The sequence below is a fragment of the Acidobacteriota bacterium genome (assembly GCA_029861955.1).
Lineage (GTDB): Bacteria > Acidobacteriota > Polarisedimenticolia > Polarisedimenticolales > Polarisedimenticolaceae > JAOTYK01.
On sequence record JAOTYK010000005.1, the window covers coordinates 59,095 to 83,250 of the forward strand.

Annotated in this window: 13 protein-coding genes and 2 pseudogenes; 10 read left to right on the forward strand and 5 right to left on the reverse strand. The window is 64.4% G+C overall.

Annotated elements, in window-relative coordinates; genetic code table 11:
• Positions 1-66 precede the first annotated feature (66 nt).
• The gene (locus OES25_03495; GenBank protein ID MDH3626703.1) at positions 67-7,857 is read right to left on the reverse strand and encodes a MopE-related protein; all 7,791 of its coding nucleotides are present in this window, start codon (positions 7,855-7,857) and stop codon (positions 67-69) included.
• Between the two features lie 145 nt (positions 7,858-8,002).
• On the opposite strand from OES25_03495, the gene OES25_03500 reads away from it, so the two are divergent.
• On the forward strand, positions 8,003-10,738 hold the full coding sequence (locus tag OES25_03500; GenBank protein ID MDH3626704.1) for a serine/threonine-protein kinase: 2,736 nt from the start codon (positions 8,003-8,005) through the stop codon (positions 10,736-10,738).
• Here OES25_03500 and OES25_03505 read toward each other — a convergent pair.
• Positions 10,713-11,426 (reverse strand): sigma-70 family RNA polymerase sigma factor, encoded by a 714-nt coding sequence (locus OES25_03505; protein ID MDH3626705.1) that lies wholly within the window; start codon positions 11,424-11,426, stop codon positions 10,713-10,715. The two genes, OES25_03500 and OES25_03505, sit on opposite strands and share 26 nt — an antisense overlap.
• Before the next feature lie 417 nt (positions 11,427-11,843).
• On the opposite strand from OES25_03505, the pseudogene OES25_03510 reads away from it, so the two are divergent.
• The 3 genes and pseudogenes from OES25_03510 to OES25_03520 all read left to right on the forward strand — a co-directional run bounded on the left by OES25_03510 (position 11,844) and on the right by OES25_03520 (position 15,487).
• Positions 11,844-12,611: pseudogene (locus OES25_03510) on the forward strand (cyclic nucleotide-binding domain-containing protein).
• A 174-nt stretch (positions 12,612-12,785) separates the two neighbouring features.
• Positions 12,786-14,558 (forward strand): aminotransferase class V-fold PLP-dependent enzyme, encoded by a 1,773-nt coding sequence (locus OES25_03515; GenBank protein MDH3626706.1) that lies wholly within the window; start codon positions 12,786-12,788, stop codon positions 14,556-14,558.
• A gap of 5 nt (positions 14,559-14,563) precedes the next feature.
• The gene (locus OES25_03520) at positions 14,564-15,487 is read left to right on the forward strand and encodes a class II glutamine amidotransferase (protein ID MDH3626707.1); all 924 of its coding nucleotides are present in this window, start codon (positions 14,564-14,566) and stop codon (positions 15,485-15,487) included.
• Between the two features lie 128 nt (positions 15,488-15,615).
• Here the strand turns inward: OES25_03520 and OES25_03525 are convergent, their stop codons facing one another.
• Together OES25_03525 and OES25_03530 are read right to left on the reverse strand one after the other, a co-directional pair.
• On the reverse strand, positions 15,616-15,873 hold the full coding sequence (locus OES25_03525; protein MDH3626708.1) for a hypothetical protein: 258 nt from the start codon (positions 15,871-15,873) through the stop codon (positions 15,616-15,618).
• A 220-nt stretch (positions 15,874-16,093) separates the two neighbouring features.
• Entirely contained in the window at positions 16,094-16,438 is a 345-nt protein-coding gene (locus OES25_03530; GenBank protein MDH3626709.1) for a hypothetical protein, read from the reverse strand.
• Between the two features lie 325 nt (positions 16,439-16,763).
• Here OES25_03530 and OES25_03535 point away from each other — a divergent pair, with 325 nt between their 5' ends.
• The gene (locus OES25_03535; GenBank protein MDH3626710.1) at positions 16,764-17,135 is read left to right on the forward strand and encodes a PilZ domain-containing protein; all 372 of its coding nucleotides are present in this window, start codon (positions 16,764-16,766) and stop codon (positions 17,133-17,135) included.
• Positions 17,136-17,150: 15 nt separating this feature from the next.
• On the opposite strand, the pseudogene OES25_03540 reads toward OES25_03535, so the two are convergent.
• Positions 17,151-17,264 (reverse strand): annotated as a pseudogene (locus OES25_03540) (NAD(P)(+) transhydrogenase (Re/Si-specific) subunit beta).
• Positions 17,265-17,610: 346 nt separating this feature from the next.
• On the opposite strand from OES25_03540, the gene OES25_03545 reads away from it, so the two are divergent.
• From OES25_03545 to OES25_03565, 5 genes are read left to right on the forward strand one after another with little or no spacing between them, the layout of a single operon-like run.
• A complete protein-coding gene (locus OES25_03545) occupies positions 17,611-18,168 on the forward strand; it encodes a hypothetical protein (GenBank protein ID MDH3626711.1) in 558 nt (185 codons plus the stop codon).
• 4 nt (positions 18,169-18,172) lie between these two features.
• Positions 18,173-20,080 (forward strand): tetratricopeptide repeat protein, encoded by a 1,908-nt coding sequence (locus OES25_03550; GenBank protein ID MDH3626712.1) that lies wholly within the window; start codon positions 18,173-18,175, stop codon positions 20,078-20,080.
• Positions 20,077-23,163: a tetratricopeptide repeat protein gene (locus OES25_03555; protein MDH3626713.1), complete on the forward strand. Its 3,087-nt coding sequence runs from the start codon at positions 20,077-20,079 to the stop codon at positions 23,161-23,163. The genes OES25_03550 and OES25_03555 overlap by 4 nt, the downstream gene beginning before the upstream one ends.
• Positions 23,150-23,815: a tetratricopeptide repeat protein gene (locus OES25_03560; GenBank protein MDH3626714.1), complete on the forward strand. Its 666-nt coding sequence runs from the start codon at positions 23,150-23,152 to the stop codon at positions 23,813-23,815. The genes OES25_03555 and OES25_03560 overlap by 14 nt, the downstream gene beginning before the upstream one ends.
• Positions 23,812-24,150 (forward strand): hypothetical protein, encoded by a 339-nt coding sequence (locus OES25_03565; protein ID MDH3626715.1) that lies wholly within the window; start codon positions 23,812-23,814, stop codon positions 24,148-24,150. Before OES25_03560 ends, OES25_03565 begins: the two co-directional genes overlap by 4 nt.
• Positions 24,151-24,156 lie beyond the last annotated feature (6 nt).

The following is a 24,156-nucleotide window of genomic DNA, read 5'->3' on the forward strand; positions in this document are numbered from 1 at the left end:
TAGTCGCCACGTTTTTCTTTGTCTTGCGCGTGACCCGCGCCGACTTCGCAACCGCTTACCGATCGCTCAAGGACACTCGGCCACCGTGCGCGAGCCGCTCGTGCTGTCCTCCACAGCATCGCCGCAGCGGTTCTGTACACGCACCAGGTACACGTAGATGTTGCCCGGCATCGGTTCGCCGCTGTCCGTCGCCGCGGTGTCCGTATCGTCATCCGACTCGACGCAGAGGGTTGCCGTGGTGAAGTCCGCGGCGTTGTCCGAGCGCACGACGTCGTAGGACAGTGTTGCCGGCGATCCGCCGGGGTTGCCCGGGGGCGTCCAGCTCATCGCGGAATTCGAGTCGAACACCAGCGACTGGATCGGTCCCGGTCCGCCCTGGCTATCGATGTCGGCGTCGTCGCAGTCGAACAGCGGCGACAGCCCGTCGCCATCGCAGTCGGGCTCGATCGAGAACACCGCGATGTAACCCGCGCTGCTCTGGCCGCCCGGATCCGCCTTCGGGGCGCCGGCGAGAATTTCGAACCCGCCACCGCCGGTCAGGTCCCCGGCGACCAGCACCGTCGCGCCCAGGTCGTCGTCGGACGCAGGGTTCAGGTCGACGAAGCGGTGCAACACCCCACCCGTCGCGCCGTCGAACAACACAACTTCGCCCGCGCTGGTGCCGCTGCGTGATGAATCGTGCGCGCCTGCAACTACCTCGGTGACGCCGTCGCCGTTGAGGTCCCCGGCCGCAGCCACGGAGTAGCCCAGGTTGGCGTTGCTGAGCGGAGCGCTGTCCTGGAACGTGCGGATCAGGCTGCCGTCGGCGCCGGAGAACGCCAGCACGGAACCGGAGTTGGTGGGGCCGTCATCGTTTTCGACTCCAGCGAGTAGATCGGGCACGCCGTCACCGTTCATGTCACCGGCCGCGAAAATTGACCGCCCCATCTCGTCGGAGCTCGCCGCCGACGGATGAGTGAAGCTGCGGATCCACTGGCCGTCCACGCCGCTAAACACGCTGACCGCGCCGGCATTATGGGAACTACCGATCGCGTTCTCGGTTGCGCCGGAGGCGAAGTCGGGCACACCGTCGAAGTCCACGTCGCCGAGTGCCGACACCGAGGTGCCCAACCAGTCCGAGGCTCGCGCGTGCAGATCGACGGCCGTATAGAGCCAGGCGCCGGAAGCCCCGTCAAAGACCACAACGCTTCCGGTATCGTTCAACCCGTTCTCGTCGTCCCGCGGTACGCCGACGCCGATCTCGCCGATCCCGTCGTCGTTGACATCGCCGATGCCGGCGATCGAGGCGCCGAACCGGTCCTGAGTGGCACCGGTCGGATCGAGCAACTCCCGCACCCAGGCGCAATCGGCACCTGAGAACACCTGCACGGAACCGCTCGCGTTGCCCGCGGGATTGTCGAACTCCGCACCGACGGCAACATCCGGGATACCGTCCCCGGTGACGTCGCCGATCCCTGCCACGGCGCCGCCCATTTGATTCGAGCTTGCCGCCGACGGATCGATCATGCGGCAGATCACCGTGCGCGATGCACCGGAGATCAGCAGCGCCGCACCACCGCTCGGCGCGCCCGTGCCGTCCCCGGGAACTCCGGCGACAAGGTCGACGAAGCCGTCATTGTTGACGTCGCCGACGCTGGCCAACGAGGTCCCCAGGCCGTAGTTCGCCGCGGCTTCGGGATCCTCGATGCGCACCTGATCCAGCGGCGAGCCGAAGCCCTCGTCGACCTGGCCGTCGCAGTTGTCGTCGATCGCGTTACAGGCCTCGATGATCCCCGCGTTGACGCTCATGTCGGTGTCGTCGCAGTCGCAGGGCGTGGTGTACGTGTCGCCGTCGACGTCCACACCCTCATCGACCTGCATGTTGCAGTTGTCGTCGATCGCGTTACACACCTCGAACATACCGGGAAAGATCGTCGGCACAGCCGGCGCGCAATCGGCACAGGCATCCGCACCGTCGCCGTCCTCGTCCTCGTCGATCGCCGTGTCGCAATCGTTGTCGACACCGTCGCAGACCTCGAGCATGCCCGGCGCACGCAGGCCGTCCTGATCGTCGCAGTCGTCTTCGAGAAGGCCGACACCATCCGCGTCGCAGTCGCTCTCGAATCCGACAACCACGATGCGGCCGACGTCGTTGTCCTGTCCCGTGTTCTGTCCCGGTTGCCCGATGAGGATCTCCGGGTAGCCGTCGCCCGAGAGATCTCCGATCGCCGCCAGGGAGGCGCCCAGATTGGAGCCCTCGGAGCTATCCGCGACGCTGATGTCGTGCAGCACCGCAAACGTCGCGCCGCTGATGATCAATACGCGCCCGCCGTTGGTGATTACGTCGTCGTCGTCCGGGGCGCCGCCCGCAAACTCGGGGAACCCGTCGCCGTTCAGGTCGGGCAACGCTGTGACGGACGTTCCGAAGCTGCGATTCAGCGAGGTGTCGGCCAGCGGGACACGCAGGATCAATGAGCCGTCCGCGCCCGAGAACACCAGCACCGCGCCGTTGTTGCTACCGCCGGTATCCTCGTCGGGTGCGCCGGCGAGGATCTCGGGGATACCGTCGCCGTTCAGGTCGCCGATGCCCGCCACAGAGGTGCCCAGGTCATCGCCGCCGGTGCCGGCCGGATCGAAGATCTTGCGGATCACCGAGCCGTCGGCGCCGGAGAACACGAGCACGCTACCGATGTCCGAGCCGAGCAGCCCGTCGTCGAACGGGGCGCCGGCGAGGATGTCGGGGACGCCGTCGGCGTTGACGTCGTCGATGCCCGCGACGGACTCGCCGACACGGCTGCCGCCGGAGACATCGTCCATCATTCTGAAGAGCTCAGCCCCGGTGGCACCGTCCCAGACCATCACCGCACCCGCGCTGTTATCCTGGGCGGTGTCGACCTGTGAGGCACCGGCGGCGATCTCGCCGATCCCGTCACCGGTCAGGTCGCCGATCGCGGCCACACTCGTGCCGAGTCGATCGCCCGCAGCGCCAGTGCTGTCGTTCAGCTCGCGAATGGTCGAGCAATCGGCGCCAGAGACGACAAACACGGACCCCGCATCGCTCGCGGTGGTGTCGTTGAACGGAGCGCCAATCGCCAGGTCGCCTGCGCCGTCGGCGTTGACGTCGCCGATCCCGGCGACCGAAGTGCCCGCAGCGGCAAAATTCTCGCTCGTCGGCGTGGCCACGCAGTGCACCAGTCCGGTCGCACCGTCGAACACCGTAGCCGCGCCGCTACCGTTGCCGACCAGGTCGCTCCCGGGAACGCCCGCCGCGTAATCGTCGATGCCGTCGAAGTTGACGTCGCCGAGCGAGGCGATGCTTGTGGCGAGTGTGTCCTGGTAGACGCCGTCCGTCAGCTCGGAGACGCGCTCCGAGACCAGCATCGTAAAGCCGTCGTCGGGGATGCCGCTGCAGTCGTTGTCGATGTGATCGCAGGTCTCGGGGTTGCCCGGCTCGATCAGGGCGTTGGTGTCGTCACAATCGCACGGCGGGTCGACGCCGTCGCCGTCGCTGTCGGTCATGCCGGGCGTGAAATCGATGCCACCCACGCAGTCGTCATCGACGCCGTTGCAGATCTCCACGGCGTCCGGGTTGACGCGGGGATCCTGGTCGTTGCAGTCGGCACAAACGCCGAAGCCGTCGCCGTCGACGTCCTCATTGTTGACGCCGTTGCAGTTGTTGTCGACTCCGTCGCACAGTTCCATCGCGTCGGGGGAGATCGCGGTCTCGGCATCGTCGCAGTCCCCCTCATAGGGACTGATGCCGTCGGCGTCGCAGTCTTCTTCGATAGAGAACACGATCACGTGGCCGGCCTGGGCTCCTTCCAGGTCGTCGGCTTCCATCGCGCTGGCCGCAAACTCGGAAACCCCGTCGCCGGACAGATCGCCCAGCGAGACGACGCGGCTCCCCAGTTCGTCACCGTCGCGCGGATTCGTATCGAACAAGTGATGCAAAACCGCGGTGTTGCTGGAATCGAACAGGAACACCGCACCGGTGTCCATTCCGACATTGTCGGCGAGGTCCGCACCGACGATCACATCGGGCAGGCCGTCGCCGCTGAGGTCCTCGATCGCGGCCACGCTGTTTCCGAAACCTGTATTGGTGGTTGCGGTGGGGTCAATCAGGCGGCGAAGGATCACTCCGGTCGCCCCGTCGAGGATCGGCACCGACCCGATGCGGAAGCCTCCGATGACGTCGTCGGGGGATCCCACCGCGATTTCGGAGACTCCGTCGGCGGTGATATCGCCGATCGCGGCGACCGAAATGCCGAAGTCATCGAAACCATCGCCATCCGCATCGACCCACTGCGCGTGGAACGAACCGTCGGCCCCGGAGAAGACGTACACCGCGCCTCGATAGCCGCCGTGGACGGTATCCGTATCGGGAGCGCCGGAAACGATGTCCGGGATGCTGTCGCCGGTCAGGTCGCCGGGCCCGGCAAGCGACGTGCCGAGTCCCTCGGCCACACCGGCGGGATCGAAGGCGTTGTAGAGCTTGCTCCCGTCGGCCCCCGAGAACACGCTGATCCCGCCGGTGAATCCTCCGGAGAGGCTAGCGCGTGTCGAACCGGCGGCGATGTCCGGGACGCTGTCGTTGTTAACGTCACCGAGCGAGGCAATGCTGACCCCTAGCTGGTCGGAGCTGTCCAGCAGCGGGTCGACCATCAGGCGAATGAACGCGCAGTCAGGTAGGTTAAACGCCGCGACCGCACCACTGTTGCTGAATGGCGGATTGTTGTAGTACGGAATCCCGACCACGAAGTCGTCGGTGGCGTTGCCGTTCAGATCGCCGTTTGCGGCGGCAACCGACCAGCCGAGATTGTCCTGGCTTGTTGGCGTGGGAAGCGTCGCCTCGCAGATCGTGCTGAAGTCCGCGCTGGACACGACCCGCACCAAACCGAGGTTGACCCCCGAGGCGAGATTTTCGCCGCGCATGCCAATGGCCAGGTCGTCGAATCCGTCGCCGTCGACGTCGCCCACGTTGGCCACATCGCTGCCAAAACGGTCCGCCGCCTGCGGGTCCTCGTGCTGCACGCGCCGCGCGTAGGTCGGGGTGGGGATGTCGTTGTCGATCACCAGGTCGCAGTCGTCGTCCACGCCGTTGCACTGCTCGATCGCGCCGGGATACGTGGTGTCGACCGCGTCGTCGCAGTCGTCGCAGAGCAACGCGCCGGGCAGGCAGCCGGGGTCGCAATCGGCGTAGCCGTCGGCGTCGACGTCGGGGCACGGTGGCAGGATCGTCAGTTGCTGGGTCGTCAAGAGACCGCGGTTGGATGCGTCGGACTCGTCCAGTTCGGGGATCTGACCGGAGGGTTCCGGACCCGTCGCCGGGTCGATGATGTAGAAGATGTTGTAGGTGTCGGGCGGGAGCGGTGCCAGGCTCGTTTGCACCGGGTAGTTGCCGACACCGGCTCCACCGAAGCTGGAAATCCCGTTGAGGTTCAGCGAGGCGATCTGGATGTCCAGCCCGCTGGTGGTATCGAGAATGAGGTTCGTCGACGCCCACAGTTCGACGGTGAACTGAGTGTTGGTGAACGCGCCTCCCAGGTTGTCGAGGCTGACATCGACCCGCAGCTCGCCGTCCTCGATCAGCGTCGTGGGTGTGAAGCTCCCGTTGTCAAATGCCAGGTCCACCGCTACCGCTTGCAGGATCTCGGTCGCGAAGGCGGCCGTGTAGAGGTTTCCGATACCGATGGAAGGCGGGTTCGTCGGATTGCTGCAGCTTCGCCCGTTGTCTCGCGTGAACCACGTCAAGACGAAGACCTCGTCTTCCGCAAGGCTACTCTGTGGATCCGTCATCTGGAGGATCGCCGTCGACGTACACGCGACGGAGGACATCGAACTCGAGCCCTTGGAGCCGCCCTTCGTCCAGATGTTGTAGCCCTCGCCGTTCTTGCAGCCATCATTGTCGAAGTCGGCGCGACACAGGTTGTCGTCCAGCCTCGTACCCTCGTTCATGTTGTCCAACGCATTCGTCTGTTTGGTGGTAAGAAACTCGCCGTCCCAGAACTTCTCCAGCAGGTTGGCATAGGCGCGCGGAGTAGCCGAGTTGGGTCCCGCGGCGAAGGCACGCGCGTAACCGATGCGGTCGAAGTCCGGTATGTCTTCAGTGCTCGACAAACCGAAGAAGATGCGTAGGTCGCCCCAGGGGTCCTCTATCCGCTGGCACGTCTCACCGGTGTCACAGTCCGAGACATCGTTGCAGCGGTCGCACGTGGTGTCGGGCACGCAGGTCGCGGGTTCCGCGCCCCCGACCACACAGGCGTTGTAGGCGTTGCCGCGTCGCCGCGGCCCAAAGGTGTGCCCCGGCGCCAGGAAATAGGACGGATCGGTTTTCTTGTCGTCGGTGTGTTGGCCGTTCCAGAAGATCAAGCGATCGACGTCGTGGATGCTGGTGACGATGCCCCAGCCCTTGCCCACGCCGTCGATCCCGGAGAGCCACTCGTTGAGGTTGGTCGTGTCGTGTGCCAGGCCGATTCCGGCATCGTCGATCAACGCCGAAGTCGCGGCGTTGTCGCTTTCGCTCATCATGCCTTCGTCGAATCGGTCAAGGGTGAAGGAGTCCCCAAGATTGTTTTCTTGTCCCGGACTTCCGCTGGAAAACCCGGGGTTGTCCCGGTCATCGACGTACCACGGCGCACCGGTCTGGCTGTTGTTGCTGTAGGCCAGCATCGTGCCCTCGTTGAGTGGGGCGAAGTGCCCAGCCTCCACCTGCATCCAGAAACGGATGTGCGGGGCGAGCTTGGCCGCGCTGGCCACGTAGAACGGCTCGTCCGCGCGGTAACTTACGGTCTGATTCGTGCGTAGATTCCGGGCGTGAAACCCGACGATCCCTTCCACACCGTTGGGCTTGGTGACCTCGAACGCGTTGATCAGGTTGTTCAACCCGGTCGTCAACGCGACCGGGTTGCCGTCGGTCGGGATCTCGGCGACTTCGTTGAGCGATTTCCAATTGTCGCCCCAGACGCCGCTGAAGCGGACGTTACTGCTGGAATCAAGGAACACGTCGAGGTCGATCAGATGCGTATCGCTGTCCGAGTAACTCCCGTTGAGCGAGAGGAGGTCGGGTTGGTCCATGTATCGATCGAAACTCCAGTTACCGCCCGGGTAGTTGGCCAAGACGATGGCGAAGCGCTCCTCGCCGAAGAACGAGCTGTGGTAACGCTCGAGATCGATCACCCGACCGGCCAGCGGGTTGAGCAGGTCGGTCACGTCGGCGCTCTCCAGGTCATAGTAGAGATGCGTCATCGGTTGTCGTTCGTCCTTGGTCCAGATCGCATCGAACCGCGTTTCGCCGGAGGTGGGGTTGGTGTGGGCTTCGAAATCGACCAGGGCGAAGCCCGCTCGAAGCTGCGCCTCCAGGGTCGCCTGAAGCGTTGTTTCGGACATATCGGTGTCGATCAGGTAATTGTGGTCGTTGCCGTCCTCCAGGAAGATCGCCGAGTACTTGCGCGACGCCCCGCCGTGGAACCCGACCTCGATATCCAGCCAGCGGCCGTCGAGTAGGTTCATGCTGGCGAGGAACGCGTCCCAGACCAGTTCGTCTTCGTGGATCAACGTGTACACGGTTCCCGCCACCGGGTAGAACACGCCGCTGAAGTTGGTAATCGGCCCGGCGCTGGTCAGCACCTCGATGTCGACGAGCTGGTTGCCGTTGCCCGTTTCCGTCGTGATCGTGTTCTGGAACGTCGCCAGGGACTGCTCCAGGTGGATCACCGCGTCGGACGTTCCGGTGCCGTTGATCGCCCGTTCGCCCGGCTCGACCTCCGAGTCACGGTCGACCACCGGGGCGATTTCCGGCGACTGAGCGATAGCCGGTGGCCCGGCGAGGAGACTCAATAGGGTGAAAAGCAGGATCGATCGGTAGCTGGACTGACTCATGGCGGAACTCCCTAGGACCCGAATTGGCCGGTTTCAGGGGTTCTAGAACAGAGATCAGAGGAAGGTAACGAGCCTGGTGCCTTTTTTTTGCAGGACACTTGTTAACCCGCCAAGCAGACGGGTAAGAAAGAACCAGGAGGATTCGATGCCCGAAGCCATGCCTTGCCCGAATTGTGGGAAACCCCTGCCCGTGGACGGCTCCGACTGCCCCGGATGCCTGCTCAACCTGGCACTGGAGACGTCCGCCGGGGACGATCACGAAACGCCCCACGATGGGGCCGGCGACGACCGCCATCGGCTAACCGTGGGTTCGCGGGTCGGTCCGTACACGATCGTGCGTGAACTGGGTGAGGGGGGGATGGGTGTGGTCTACCTGGCCGAGCAGAGCGAGCCGCTCAAACGCCGCGTCGCCCTGAAGGTCGTCAAACACGGGATGGACACGCGCCGGGTGGTCAAGCGCTTCGAGGCCGAGCGCCAGGCGCTGGCGCTGATGGACCATGCGTCGATCGCGCGTGTGTATGAAGCCGGCGAAACCGATGCCGGCCGGCCGTACTTTGCGATGGAGTTCATCGACGGCGAACCGGTCACCGCATTCTGCGACCGGCAGCGGCTGGATACCGCCGGTCGACTCGAGTTGTTCACACGGATCTGCGAAGGCCTACAGCACGCGCACCAGCGCGGGATCATCCACCGCGACATCAAGCCCTCCAACATCCTGGTCACGGATTCCGATGCCGGCTCGCAGCCCAAGATCATCGACTTCGGCGTGGCCAAGGCGACCGAACAGTCGCTCACCGACCACTCCGCGATGACCGCACTGGGCGTGCTGCTCGGAACCCCCGAGTACATGAGCCCGGAACAGGCCGATCTGAACCCACTCGATGTCGATACACGCACCGACGTGTACTCGCTGGGCGTGGTGCTGTACGAGTTGCTCACCGGTGCGCTACCGTACGACGCGGGTGCTTTACGCAAGGCCGCGTTCGACGAGGTCCGCCGCCAGATCAAGGAGGTGCGTCCTTCCAGGCCGAGTACGCGCATCAGCGAGCTCGGCAAGCGGGCCGGCGCCCTGGCGCAGTCCCGCCGCGCGGATATCTCGACGTTGACACGGCGGTTGTCCGGCGATCTCGACCTGATCACGATGAAGGCGCTGGAAAAGGAACGCGACCGGCGCTACAGCTCGCCGGTCGAACTGGCCGACGACATTCGGCGCCACCTGGCCAACGAGCCGGTACTGGCTCGACCGCCGAGTGCCGCGTATCAGTTGAGCAAGCTGATCTCGCGGAACAAGCTGCCGGCTGCCCTGATCATCGGCATCTTCGTTGCGGCGGTCGCTACCGTGATCGGGATGGGGCTCTTGTACCGCAACGCCCAGATCAACCTGCAACGTGCCGTGCAGGCGGAGTCCGAGGCGCAGCAGGTTTCCGATTTCCTGGTCGGTGTATTCCAGGTCTCCGATCCGAGCGAGGCGCGCGGGAACGAGGCGACCGCGCGGGAACTCCTCGACAACGCCGCGGACCGTATCGGAGGCGATCTCGCCGACGAACCCGAAGTTCAGGCCACGCTGATGCTCACGATGGGTCGTGTGTACCGCAGCCTGGGCTTGCTCGATCAGGCGCTCGAGTTGATGCAAAACTCGGTCGAGCGGCGGGAAGCGCTGTTTGGACCGGATCACGAAACGGTGGCCGAGAGCCTGGCGACGTTCGCCGGGACCCAGACCACGTTGGCCAGGTACGAGGAGGCCGAAGAGAACGCGCGTCGGGCGCTGGCGATTGCGCAACGGGCCGATGACCCCACGCGGGCCTCACTGGGGCCCTTGCATGTCCTGCAAACGCTGTACTGGTTGTTACGCGACTACGATCAGTCGCTACCGATCGCCCAACGGTTGGTGGATGCGTCCATTGCGGCCCACGGGGAAGTCAGCGAGGAAGCGGCGGTCGCGATCCGTTCCCTGGCTACCGTCAACATGGCGATGGACCGCATCGACGAGGCCGAAGACCTCTACAAGAGGGTTGTCGACATTCAAGAGGTCTTCTATGACGAGGAGCATCCGGCCATCGCGAAGACCAAGCTGAACCTGGCCGAGCTTTATCGGCACGCGGCGCGGTACGAGGAAGCGGAGACGATGTTTCTCGATATCCAGGATCTCGAATCGCGCATCTACGCGGAAGACAACCCGACACGGGCGTTCGCTTTCAATAATCTCGGACTTGTGTACAAGCGCATGGGTCGTCACGACGAGGCAATCGAGCAGTACCGCACGGCGATCGCGATCCGCGAAGCGTCGCTGCCCGAGAACCATCCGATGCTGGCCTGGACGCTGGACAACCTTGGCCTGGCCTACCTGGCCGCCGGCCGGCATGACGACGCGGCGGCCGTGATCCAGCGTGCACTGGACATCGCCATGGTCGCGGTCGGTCCGGACAACGCCGACACCGGGATCGTCATGGCCAACCTGGCTCTCGTCCGCCGAGAGCAGAAACGGTATAGCGAGGCCGAACCCCTGCTGTTGCGCGTGCTCGAGATCAACATGAAGGCCTTCGGTCGCGAGCACGGCGTGACCGCGACTGCGCTGCACAACCTCGGCAAGTTACAGCGCCTGACCGGGCGGGCGGCCGAGGCGGAGAAAAACCTGCTGGAGGCAATCGACATTTCCACCGACATCCACGGCGAGGAGCACCCGGACGTCGGCGATTCCAAGGCCGAGCTGGCCTACGTGCTGACGGATCTCGGACGACTCGACGAGGCCGAGGCGCTACTGCGCGAGGGGCTTCGTGTGACAGAGGCTTCGCTGGGGTCCGACCACGAAACAAGCGCATTGATGAAGCGTGAACTCGAACGCCTGCTGGGTCTGATCAGAGAATCGTCAGCAGGTACTTGACCTCGACGTCCACGTCTGCGGGTTCGTCGATCGTATCGCCGACCTCCTCGCGCAGTGCCTTGCCGAACTGGCGGCGCATGCGCGAGACGCTCATCTTGACCGCGGCCTCGCTGGTTTCGAGTTCCGCTGCGATCTCCCGGTACGGCTTGGCCCGCCCCGCCCCGGTCAGGTGTCCTGAAAGGAATTCGTAGGCTCGAAGCTTCCCCGCCTGTTCAAACTCGCTGCGAAGCCGCACGCGCGCGCGCTCGATCACGGCCTGGGCCCACTGTCGTTCATAGGCGCGCTCGGGACTCCCGTCGTCCACCGGCTCGTGACGGTAACGCCCCTCGGCCATGTCGATGTCGAGCGGCACTATCGGTTGTCCGCCACCGCGCTTGAGAGCCGCCGCGTCGCGTCTCGTGTTGGCCAGAAAGTGCTTCATCGACACCAGCAGGAACGAACGAAACTTGCCCGCCTCGGGCCGCACGTCATCCAGGTAGTCCTTTTCCAGCAGCTTCAGAAAGTAACCCTGCGTCAGATCGCGGGCGGCATCAACAGCGTGTCCACTGCGGCGCACAAAGACGTAAAGCGGATACCAGTAGGCCTCGCACAGACCGGCCAGCGCCTCGGCCGAGCCGGGCTCGCCCTTGGCGCGGGCGGCGCGGATCACCGTCCAGCGAGTGGTCTTGAACTTTCCGGATGAAGCCATCGTGGGAAGATTAGACCGAACGAGGGCCGCTGCAAACTACTAATGATGTGTCGTGGCGACGAAGAGCGCGGGCAGGATGCAGTCGACCAGATTTATGATCTTCTCGATCCGCGTCTTCTTGGCCTCTGGGGCCGCCCCCCCGAAGTACACCGCCCCCACGAAAGAGAATACAGCCCGAGATTGGAATCGGCTAGAAGGCACCGATCGATCTGAAGGTCAAAAACCACCTCCGACTCTTGCTCAGTTCACGTATTGTAGAGTGAGTCTGCAGGGGTCCGTTGACACGGGTGTCGGCATCGTCACGATCGAACGGGAGTCCACGTGAATCCGCTTCACCATCTGCTGGCACGCACGGGTGCCTTCGGCTCGCTCACCGAAGAGGAAACGCGGGAGATCGCGCTTCGGCTGAAGCCATTCGTGGTCGAGGCCGGAGCGTGCCTCTTCCGGCAGGGTGACTCTCCGACCGCGACGTTCATCATCGAATCGGGCTCGATCGAGCTGGTACAGCAGAGCCTCGGCGACCGGCGGGTCGTGCTGGAGCGAGTAGGCCCAGCGTCGGTGTTCGGCGAGTTCGGCATGGTCAGCGGTCACCCACGCGCCGCGTCGGCGATCGCAATTGACGAGGTTCGCGGTTACCGACTCGACACGTCCGAGTTCAACGGAATGGTGTTACTTGCCCACGGCGCAGCATTCGACCTCCTGCGCACGGTCGCACAGCAACTGTGCCGCAAGCTCCGTGCGCTGAACCGCGCCGACGCGGAGCGGCTGACGGTCGACAGCTCGGTGAAAATTCCGGAGTCGCAGACAGTCCTGCGGCCCGATGCGGCCAAGCCACCGGCTCCGCCGTCTGCCGAGACGTGCCGGGTCGTCGGCATGCTTCCGTTCTTCAGTGAGTTCACCGACGACGAGGTGACACAGATCGCGGGTACGATGCGCGAATGGACAGTCCCCCGCGGACGGACGGTGTTCTCTCAGGGCGCCCCCGGCGATTCGTGCTACGTCCTCGTCCGCGGAGCGATAGAGGTCGCGATGCAGGTCGGCGCGCGTCGCCATCGGTTGGCGGTGGTCGGCCCGGGTCGGGTCTTCGGCGAGGTCGCTCTGCTCGACGGCGTGCCACGCAGTGCCACTTGCACCGCGCGTGAAAACGCGATCCTGCTCGAGCTGGATGCCACGACGTTCACCCGTCTGATGGACGAGCGTTCCGCGGTCGGGATGAAACTGCTCATGGCGATCAACCGCTCGCTGATCACCGCGATCCGACGATCGTCCGCCCGGATGGCTGCGGACGCCGGTGAGCCCGGCGATGAGGCGCCATTCCAGGCCGTCGACGAGCTGACGGGTCTGGCGGCGGCCCCCCGCGTGTCCGAAGAACAGGCACGGCGTCGCCGGGATCACGACACGGAGGCGCTTCTGGAGCGGATCCGTGACTCGATCGTCGGCGACGACGTTGTCGTCGAGGCCCCGTTCGGTCCCCGACGGGTGGTGTATGCCGACTACACGGCGTCGGGCCGGTCGCTGCGCATCATCGAGGACTTCATCCGGGACGAGGTCCTGCCGCTCTACGCGAATACGCACACCGAGTCGTCAGGCACGGGGCTGCAGACATCGCGGCTCCGTGAGGATGCGAGGTGCATCATCCACGACGCCGTGGGGGGCGACGACGACGATCTGGTCATCTTCGTCGGCACGGGGGCTACCGGCGCCATCGACCGACTGATCCACGTCATGAACTTGCGGATTCCGAACGACCTTGACGGACGTTATGGATTACTGGAGCACATCCCGGCCGAAGAGCGCCCCGTCGTGTTCGTCGGACCCTACGAGCATCATTCCAACGACGTGCAGTGGCGCGAGACGATCGCCGAAGTGGTGATGATCCAGGAAGACGACGACGGCCGCATCGATCTGGCCGACCTCGAAGCCAAGCTCGTGCAGTATCGCGATCGGACGCTGAAGATAGGCAGCTTCTCGGCGGCCTCGAACGTCACCGGAATCATCTCCGACGACATCGCGATCACGACGCTGCTTCATCGGCACGGGGCTTTGTCCTTCTGGGACTTCGCCGCGGCCGGGCCATATCTCGACGTGAGGATGAACCCGACGGACGAGGGGTGCGACCCGGCCCTCGCGCGGAAGGACGCGGTGTTCCTGTCGCCGCACAAGTTCATCGGTGGCCCGGACACGCCGGGCGTGCTCGTCGCCAAGCGCACATTGTTCGATAACACCGTGCCGGTAGTGCCCGGCGGCGGCACCGTGTCGTACGTCAGCCCGTGGAAAGTGCGGTACCTCGACGATCCGGTGCAACGAGAGGAAGGCGGCACTCCGGGCATCATCGGATCGATCCGCGCCGGCCTGGTGTTTCAGCTCAAGGCTTCGGTCGGTGTAGAGACGATTCGGGCCCACGAGGACCGCTTCACCGAGAGGGCCACCGCGTCGTGGAAGGCGAACCCGAGGATCTGGATCCTGGGGAACCCCGAGTTGGATCGATTGTCGATCATCTCGATGTGCATTCGACGTGGCGAGCGGTTCCTTCACTGGAACTTCGTCGTCGCATTGCTCAACGATCTGTTCGGGATCCAGGCCCGCGGCGGCTGCTCCTGCGCCGGGCCGTACGGCCACTCGCTGTTCGCCATCGGCGAGGAACAGTCGTGCCTTTTCGAGACGCAGACGGTCGCAGGGTACGAGGGGCTCAAGCCCGGCTGGTTCCGGATCAACTTCAACTACTTCATCAGCGAGACGGCGTTCGATTACATCGTGCAGGCGGTGCACATGGTCGCCGACGAGGGATGGAAGCTGTTGCCGCTGTACGATTTCAGCCCGCATTCCGGGCTGTGGAAGCACCGCGACGGTCTAGCGCCTTCGATCCTCAGCCTGCACGACGTGTCCTACACCCACGGCCACATGCATTACCGGGCACACCGCCCGACCGAGCCTGAGTCCGTCCTTCCGTCATACCTGGACAAGGCTCGACGGATCTTCGCCGATGCGGCCGACCTGGCCGCCGCCGCCGGTCCGATCCCCGAAATCCAGGTCGCGCCGGAGTTCGAGCGGCTGCGCTGGTTCGTGTTGCCAAACGAGGTCGAGACCGACCTGGGCGCGATGCGAATCCCCGACGGCAAGAGCGAGGGCTAGCCCGTATGTGTCGTGTCCTCGCCTACCTCGGTGAACCGGTCGTACTCGACCAACTGTTGTTCCGACCCGACAGCTCGCTGATCCAACAGACGTATGCGCCGCGCATGGCGGCCATGTTGAACCTGGCGGGTTTCGGCCTGATTGCCTGGGACAGCGACTCGCATAACCCTTCCGTCCCATTCACCTACCGGACGACCGCCGTGCCCGTTTTTGATCGAAACCTCGAGCGGCTGGCAGAGAAGCTCCGTCCTGGGGCGTTCCTTGCCCACGTGCGCGGTGTTCCGTATCACACACACGTAACCGTCAATGAACAGAATCTGCACCCGTTCCAGTACGAGGGCACACGGCTGGCGATGGCTCACAACGGGCAACTGGAGCAGTTCGACGAGATGCGCTACGACCTCGTCGAGCACATCCGGCCCGTGTGGCGCCAGCAGATTCTGGGCAACAGCGATTCCGAGTGGATCTACGCGCTGTTCCTGTCGCAGCTCGGGGATCCTTCGGCACGCGCGACTCCGGACGAGATCGCCCGAGCCGTCGAGGGAACGTTACGCATCCTCCGCGCGACCCGCGCTCGTCTCGGAATCACGACCTATTCCCCGATCAACCTGTTCATCTCCGATGGAGTCGCGATCGTGGCGGTACGCTTCGCGTTCGACTTCGGCTGCTACTCCACGGAAGGGGGCGCGATCAGCGAGGCGATGCTGAACTTCATGAGTCTGTGGTACACCTGCGGGCGAAATTACGGGCTGCACGATGGCGAATGGAAGATGATCGGCGGACCGTCCGACGCATCCTCGATCATCGTGTCATCGGAGCCGCTGTCGGAGGACCGAGCCACGTGGCTTGAGGTGCCGGAGTACACGATGCTTGCTGCAACGCTCCGCGACGGCGTCGTCCGGCGCGATGAATTCGAACTCGACATCTAGTCCACGAGCGCGACCCTAATGGGGACAGATCTATTTTTAGAATGGATCTGTCCCCTTCACTTCTCGTAGTACGCCGTCGAGAGACGGTCGCTACATCGTGCCAACTGGCGTCGCCGTAAGGGCTCCGTTCAGAGTGGTTTGTACCGATTGCCAGAGCCTCCGCAACAACAGCAGGCGTAGGTCGTCGCCTGCGGAGCGCTGCCGCGTGATTTGCACAGCACCGTCGGCTCGCCTCCGAGCACGCAGGGCGCCGCGCAGGGCGGGCTCGGACAGGCGATCCAGCCTCCCTTCGCCTCGACCGGACTCGTGGACAGGGCCACCGTCCCGAGGATCACCATCACCGCGAGGGCGAGGATCATCATTCCGCCGAAAATCATCTTTTTCATGGGTTCCTCCTTGCCGTTGCGGTCATTCTATCTCAATTTAGGACGACTCCCCCAGTTACTCTCCACGAACAACGAACCATCACATTCAGGATCGTGACACGGCACTAACGGTCTCTAAACTGGGGCAATAAGGTCAACACAAGGAGTGGGTGCTGCGGTTGACCAAGGGCTGATCGTTGATTTGCCCCGACGCGTCGCTCGTAATGGCGTCCAGAGAGTTCTACGCCTGAAGTCGATTCATGGCGTCGCACTGCCGCTTCGCGTCGCCCATGCCCCAGACCCACCAGACGATCGGTAGCAAGTAGAGTACTACCGAGAGGACCGAGACTGCGATCGACCCGCTGCTCGTCGGGTGACTCGCAGGATCGATGGGCGTGACGCCGTTGCGTACACCGGCGAACATGAAGGCGGTAACGAACGCGGCGCCGAACGAGATCATCCACAGCACCGGCGTGGCGAGCATCATCAAGACACCCCGCGCGGCCCGCCCGACGTACAGTTGACCGAGACCGGTCCAGAACGCCGACAGGACGATCGCGAAGACGCCGCTCTTGGGCTTGCTCATCGGGGTTACCTCCTGGGAGTGGGCATTTTTGCAAAGATAGGTCGCGACGTTCCGATGTCCACTATCCCGGTTGCCGCGATTCACCCACCCTAGGCGACCCGCGCCATTCTGGACTGCCTTGGCCTACCTTCAAGGGCACCGCCCGGGGCCCAATTCAGCTGTGATCGTCTGGAATCCGAATTCGTGATTTCCGCTGCGGTTTGAGCCCTGAGGGGTTAAGCTCCGAGGTGCGAAGACCCTCGCAGCACTGAATTATTCGAACATCGCCCAGGGATTTCGTTCGCTGCTTGCCCTTCCGGTCTCGGGGCGCGAGATTAACCTGAACGTGGATTCGCACACACCCAGGCACCCGCCTCACGATGAACGTCGCGAGAGCGTCCGCTACGCGACACAACTCCAGGTTCGTTTCGGGGAGCGGGGTCTCGACCGGCAGTCGCCCGTCGCGAACCTCTCCGACGGCGGCCTGTGCATCCAAACGAATGATGTGCTCAAAACCGGTACCCGGATCCAACTCGCGCTCGAACTAGGCGGTAAGGAGATCCACCTGACCGGCGAGGTGATGTGGGCGATCCAGGTTTCGGAGCACCAGACAGAGTTCCTGGAGTACGGGATGGGAGTGCAGTTCCTCGCCACCGGGTCGGACTGGAAGCGGGCTTTCGCGACCTGGAAGGACTCACTCACGGACGCTGCTGTTTGATGCCTCGTGCGGAGGTTACTCATTCTCCTTCACCGCGTTGATCCTGTCCTGCACGGCGGCCTTGCCGTCGGAGAAAGACATCATCGTGTTTTCCATCGCGAACAACGGGTTGGGGATCCCGGCGAAACCGAGCACCCTACAAAATGAGGCATTGTGACGAGGCCACCCGGCCCCCGGTGCAGTGATCGGGAAAGCGCGGAAGACGCCCGGGGATTTCGAGCCTGCCGCCGGCCCGATCGCGTTGTTGCGACTGACTCGAGCGGAGTAGTCCGTAACGCAGGGGTCCACGACGGAATCGTACTCGGCGTGACGATATCGTAACGCCAACAGGGCCGACATTCCGGAAAGTCCCACGACTTTCCATGGCATCCCGTTTGCAGCCCTCCCGGCTGCCGGCGACCGAAACGCCACGCCGAACGCGGTGTTGGGGCGTTCGCGGCGCGTTCGGTCATGAGGCCGACGAACGGAGGGGTACATGTCGGAACACGCGCAATCGGCGATCTCCCGCTTGCTTTCCTGGGTTGTCGTCTCGGCGACGCTGTTGATCGTGGGCGGCGTCCAGGCCGATCCTGCGTCAGAAGAACGCCGGCAGATGAAGGGTCTCGACGAGCAAGTACAGGAGATCAAGTCCGACGTCCTCGAGATCACCGAGGAACTGTCGCGACTCGAGGAGAAGCTGCTCTACCCGTCGGGAACGCAGGTCGCGTTCTTCGTCCGGCTGACCGAGGACAACACGGCGCGGGTCGATGCGGTCCGACTGCAGGTCGACGGTCGACTTGTCGCCCATTACCTCTACAGCGCCCGCGAACTCGAGGCGATGCGCAAGGGCGGCGTGCAGCGCCTCTGGGTCGGCAACGTCGCCACCGGCACGCACGACATCGAGATCGTCGTTGACGGGAAACTGACGGATGGCGAGGACTTCAACAGCACTCAACGCTTCACGGTCGATAAGGGTGTAGGCCCGAAACTGGTCGGGATGGCGCTCGCGGCGCCAGGTGCCCGCGATCCTGCGATCCGATTAGAGGACTGGTAGTTCGATGCGTGTTCCGCGTCCCGTACTCGGAGTCCTGTTGGCGCTCTGCCTGGCAGGCGCGCCCGCGTCGGCTTCTGAGCTGAAGGACCTGTATTTCGGCGAGGCGCTGTTTTATGCCCACCAGGGTCGGTTCTTCGACGCGCTGTGTCGGCTCGATGGCGAGCTGGCGCAGTACCACGGGCTGGACGAGCCAGCTCTGGACACGCTGCACGCTCACATTGACGACGCTGAATTCTCGGTAGGCGATTTCGAGCTGCACTATCGCATGCATCATCGAGCGGGTCGCGCGATCCGTGCGGTGCTCGAGGGCGCGGTCGACGAGACGGTTCGCAACGAAGCCGCCTATCGACTCGCACGCATTCATTTTCAGAAGAACCAGCTCGACGAAGCACTGCACGCTCTCTCGCGAATCGAGGGAGACATCCCGGTCGATATCCGCGACGACGTCGAATTCCTTCGGGCAACCATCTTCATGGCCACCGGCCGTCCGGGCGAGGCCATCGAGACTCTCGACCAGGTCACGGCGGGGCCCGACCTCGCAGGATTCGCCGCCTACAACCTCGGCATTGCGCTGATGCAGGACGGGCAAGAGTCGAGAGCGATCGAACAACTCGACAGCGCCGGACGGCTTCCTGCTGGGAACGGAGCCGATTTCGCGATCCGCGACAAGGCCAACCTGGTGCTGGGCACTCTGTTGTTCGAGGCATCCGATTTCGACCGTGCTCGCAACACGCTCGAACGAGTGCGGCTCGATGGCCCCTTCTCGAACCAGGCACTGTTGCGCGCGGGATGGGCCGAGGCGACGGCCGGGCGGCACAACCGCGCGCTGGTTCCGTGGAACGTACTGGCTTCTCGCGACCCCACCGACACCGCCGTGCAAGAAGTCTTGCTGGCGGCACCGAACGCTTACGCCAATCTCGAGCTGCACGGCCGCGCTGCGGTTCTTTACGGACGGGCGCTGGAGCAGTTCAGCCTGCAGATCGACCGCATCGACGACTCGATCGAGAGCATCCGTCAAGGGGGTTTTCTCGAGGCGCTGATCCGGGAGGAAAGCCGCCAGGACGACGGCTGGGTCATCCGGCTGCGTGACCTCCCGGCGACACCGGAGACGTTCTACCTGATACAGCTGATGGCTTCGCACGAGTTCCAGACCGCGCTGGCCAACTACCTCGATCTCGAGGATCTGCGGGCGACGCTCGACGCATCGGCGACGAGTCTGGTTGCTTTCGAGGATCTCATCGGTCTCCGCGGCTCAAACTACGAGCCACTGTTACCGGACCTTGACGCCGATTTTCGCGAGCTGGACTCGCGCATCCGCCTGCGTCTCGAGCAACGGGAGCACGTCGCCGACAAACTCCAGGCGATGCTGACGGCACCACGCCCCGAACACCTTGCCGACACCGACGAGCGAATCGCGCTCGAGCGGCTCGACGCAATGGAGAGCAGCCTGGACGACGCGACCCGCCAGCGAGCCAAACGCCTGCGCGGCGTGTTGACCTGGACGCTTGAAACCGAGTACCACGAGCGCCTCACACGCGCGCACGAACGGCTAATCGCACTGAATGTCGATGTCGCTTCGCTGCGGGTGCGCTACGACGCATTCGTGCGCACGCGACAGGCGGCGGCACACAGCTTCGTCGGCTACGACACGCAAATCGACCGCCTGAGCACTCGCGTGCGCGAGGCGACCGAGCGCATCGACATGCTGATGACGCGCCAGGGCCGCATGATCGAGACCGTCGCCATCGCCCGCCTGAATGCTCGCCGTGAGCGACTGGTCGCCCAGCAGACCGAAGCACGGTACGCCGTCGCCGACAGTTACGACCGCGCCGCAGGGCTGCGCGCCGGACCGTCGGCAGCGTTGGCGACCGAATTGCAGGCCGAGTCGCAGGTGGAGGGCGATCAGCCATGACGCGTCCCGCTGCCATTGCGATGACGGTCGCATCGATGGTCCTCGTCGGGTGTGCCTCCCGTCAGAACGAGTCGACGATGGGGACCCTCGCCGAGCTGCGCGAGGTGGAACCCGACATCGAAGAGATCGACGTCGAGCACGGACTTGAACAGGCGATGCAGCACTACCGGGAGTTCCTCGAAGAGTCGCCCGAGACGACGATGCGTCCCGAGGCGATGCGGCGCCTCGCGGATCTCCAGCTCGAGACGCAATTCGGGGTGCGCACGGACCTCGCCGCGCCGAAGCCGTTCGAGGCGCCGAAGCCCGGACCCACTCCCGAGTCAACGGAGGCCGCGCTGCTGCCCACTGACCTTCCGGGGTCGGTCGAATCGGAACGCGAGTTCGAGCAGCGCACGACCACCGCGGCGGACGTTCTGGCGAGCGACACGCTCGACGAGGTCGATGCCGAGGGCCCGCTCGAAGCGATCGCCCTTTACGACGAGTTGCTCGCAGAGTACCCGAACTACGAGCACCGTGACAAAGTGCTCTACCAGAAGGCGCGAGCCTACGACGAACTCGGCCGCACAGACGACGCGATCGCCACCATGGATGGCCTGATACAGACGAATCCGCACTCCGTGCACGTTGACGAGATCCAGTTCCGCCGCGGCGAATACTTCTTCACCCGGCGACAGTTCCGTGATGCCGAACAGGCCTACGGCGCCGTCATCGATCTCGGCGACGCCTCTACGTACTACGAACTCGCTTTGTACAAGCTCGGGTGGACGTTGTACAAGCAAGAGTTCTATGAACAGGCGCTCCACCGCTATATCGCGCTCCTGGACCACAAGGTCTCGACCGGTTACGACTTCGACGGAGAGCACGCGGAGGACGAAGCGCGCCGGGTCGAGGACACATTCCGCGTCGTAAGTCTCAGCCTGAACAATCTCGGCGGACCGACCGCGGCTCCCGAATATTTTGCGGCATTCGGCCATCGTGACTACGAGGACCGTGTCTACCGCAACCTGGGCGAGCACTACCTCGAGAAACTGCGCTACGCCGACGCGGCGCAGAGCTTGAACGCGTTCGTCGATCTGTACCCCTTCCACCGGTCGGCGCCGCAGTTCAACATGCGCGTCATCGAGACGTTCACCGCCGGCAGTTTCCCGCAGCTTGTCCTCGAGTCGAAACGCGATTTCGCCTCGCGCTACGGTCTGCAAGCCGAGTACTGGACGCGGTTCGACCCCACCGATTCTCCGGAGGTGGTGGCCTACCTCAAGTCGAACCTCGAGGACCTTGCAACGCACTACCACGCCTTGTTCCAGAACGCCGAGGAGGTCGACGACAACGAGGACCGTGCGATCGGATTCCGGGAGGCGAGTCGTTGGTACGGCGACTACCTTACCGCGTTCCCCACCGACCCGAACACGCCGGCCGTCCACTACCGCCTGGCTGATCTCTTGCTCGAGCACGGAAACCACGGCGAGGCCGCGCTTGCGTACGAGAGCACAGCCTACGACTACCCGCCACACGAACAGTCCGCTGCGGCAGGCTACGCGGCGGTCTATGCATACCGACGACAACTCGACGCGCTGGCCGACGACGCGTCCGATCGAGATGTGGTGACCCGTGCGACGGTGGACAGTTCTTTGCGCTTCTCCGACGCCTTTCCCGACCACGAACACGCAGCGCCTGTCCTGGGAGCGGCGGCAGACGACCTGTACGAACTCGGCGCGCACGGGGTTGCCATCGCTACTGCGCGCCAGCTCCTTGACGGCTATGCGGAGGCCGAGGACAGCATCCGGCGCTCCGCTTGGACCGTCGTCGCACACGGCTCGTTCGACCTCGAGAGCTACCCCGACGCCGAGATCGCCTACACACAGGTACTGACGATGACGCCTCAGAGCGACGAGACGCACGCGAACTTCGTCGATAACCTCGCGGCGTCGATCTACAAGCAGGGCGAGTTGGCCAACGCCGCCGAGGACTATCGAGCGGCGGCCGATCACTTCCTTCGGGTTCGTCTCTCGGCGCCGACGTCGACGCTGCGTCCCACCGCAGAATACGACGCGGGCGTGGCGCTGCAAAGGCTCGAGGCCTGGACCGAAGCTGCCGGTGTGCTCGAGGACTTTCGCAACACTTACCCTGATCACGAGTTGCGCCACGAGGCGACCCAACAGATCGCGAATGCTTACCGCGAGAGCGACGACCCGTCGCGTGCGGCCGTCGAGTACGAACGTGTCGCCGCCGAGGCCGACGACCCGCAATTGCAGGGCGAGGCCCTACTCGTCGCGGGTGACCTGTGGGAGAGTACCGACGCGTTCGACCGAGCCCTCGAGGTCTACGCGCGCTACGTCGGTCTCTTTCCGCGCCCTGTCGAGCCCGCCGTCGAAGTGCGCCAGAAGATTGCGCGGATCCACAAGACCGCGGGCCGCAGCGTGCTGTACCGCGAAACTCTCTCCGACATCGTGCGCGCCGACGCCGAGGCGGGCGATGCGCGCACTCCCCGGACACGCACTCTTGCCGCACGAGCCGCGCTGGTGCTGACCGAACCGCTCTACGACGGCTTCGAGGCGATCGAGCTGCTGCAGCCGTTCGAGGAAAGTCTCGCCGAGAAACAGCGGCGGATGGACGAGGTTATCGGCGCGATGGAGAACCTGGTGAGCTACGAGATTGCGGACGTCACTGCGGCCGCCACCTTCTACATGGCCGAGACCTACCTCGAGTTCAGTCGCGCGCTATTCGAATCGGAGCGGCCGACCGACCTGGAGCCCACCGAACTCGCAGAGTACGAACTGGTGCTCGAGGAAGAGGCATTTCCGTTCGAGGAACGCGCCATCGAGTTGCACGAGGAGAATCTCGAGCTGCTCCAGGCCGGCGTGTTCAATGACTGGACGGAGAACAGCCTCCGCAAGCTCGGCGAGATGGTGCCGGGCCGCTACGCCAAGAGTGAGTCGATCCCCGAAGATCCGGACACCCTCGATCGCTACGTCTATCGGTCGCCGGCTTCCCGGTTCGTCGGCCCACGCCAGGGGACGTTCGAGACGCCCGTGGCCGCCCCGCCTGCCGCGGAAGACGAGGAGGTGACCCGTGCGATGCCGTAAAGCGATCCGTATCGTGGCGTCCTGCGCTGCCCTGTTACTCGCGGCTGGCTGCGCAACGGACGGGGCGCGGAAGGCAGGACCCAAGACGGTGCCCGGCGGTTCGAAGGCGACGAACGTCGCGGTCGATCGGGATCCCTCAGGCTTCACGATCTCCCAGCCGGTCGCCGCGAGCGACGACGTGCGAGCGAGCTTCGACGCGGCCATCGAGCTGATGGAGCAAGGGAATTACACGGGCGCTATCGATCGCCTGAAGGTGGTAACCGAGGAGTCCCCCGACGCAACGGCAGCGCACCTCGCGCTGGGCGTTGCATACGCTCGCACGGACGACCTGGAGAGCGCGGAGGTCAGCCTGTTGACTGCGCTCGAGCGCAACCCGGATCACCCTGCGGCGCTCACCGAGTTGGGACTCGTGCAGCGGCGAAAGGGCGAATTCGCAGACTCGCGCGCGAGCTACGAGGCGGCGCTGTCGAAGTTCGCGGACTTCCATCATGCGCACCGGAACCTGGCGATCCTCTGCGACCTGTACCTCGGCGACGCAGCGTGCGCTCTCGAGCACTACAAGGCGTACCGCCGTGTCGTGCCGGAGGACGCCGAGGTCGACAAATGGATCGCGGACCTGCGCAATCGCATCGCGGTCAAGGAGACCCCATGAAGAGATTCGCCAGGACGGCGATATTGCTGCTCGTGGCGACGACCGCCGCGGCCGAAGAGCCGCTGACGGACGCGTCGTCCACGGAAACGCCGACCTCGAAGCCCGCCGCGGCTGACGGAGCCCCGAAGGCGCTGTCCGGCATGTCAATCCTGGGCAACCAGGAGGCGCCGAAGTCGCTGGTGATCGTGCCGTGGCAGAGCTCCGCCCCAGGCACTGCGATCGGCATCTCGACGCTGCTCGACGACTCGCGGCGACCGGTCGACCGCGACGTTTTCCTACGTGCCCTTAGCTACTACGAGATTCGTACCGAGACTACTAATTCCGACAGCCGGTGACCGGCG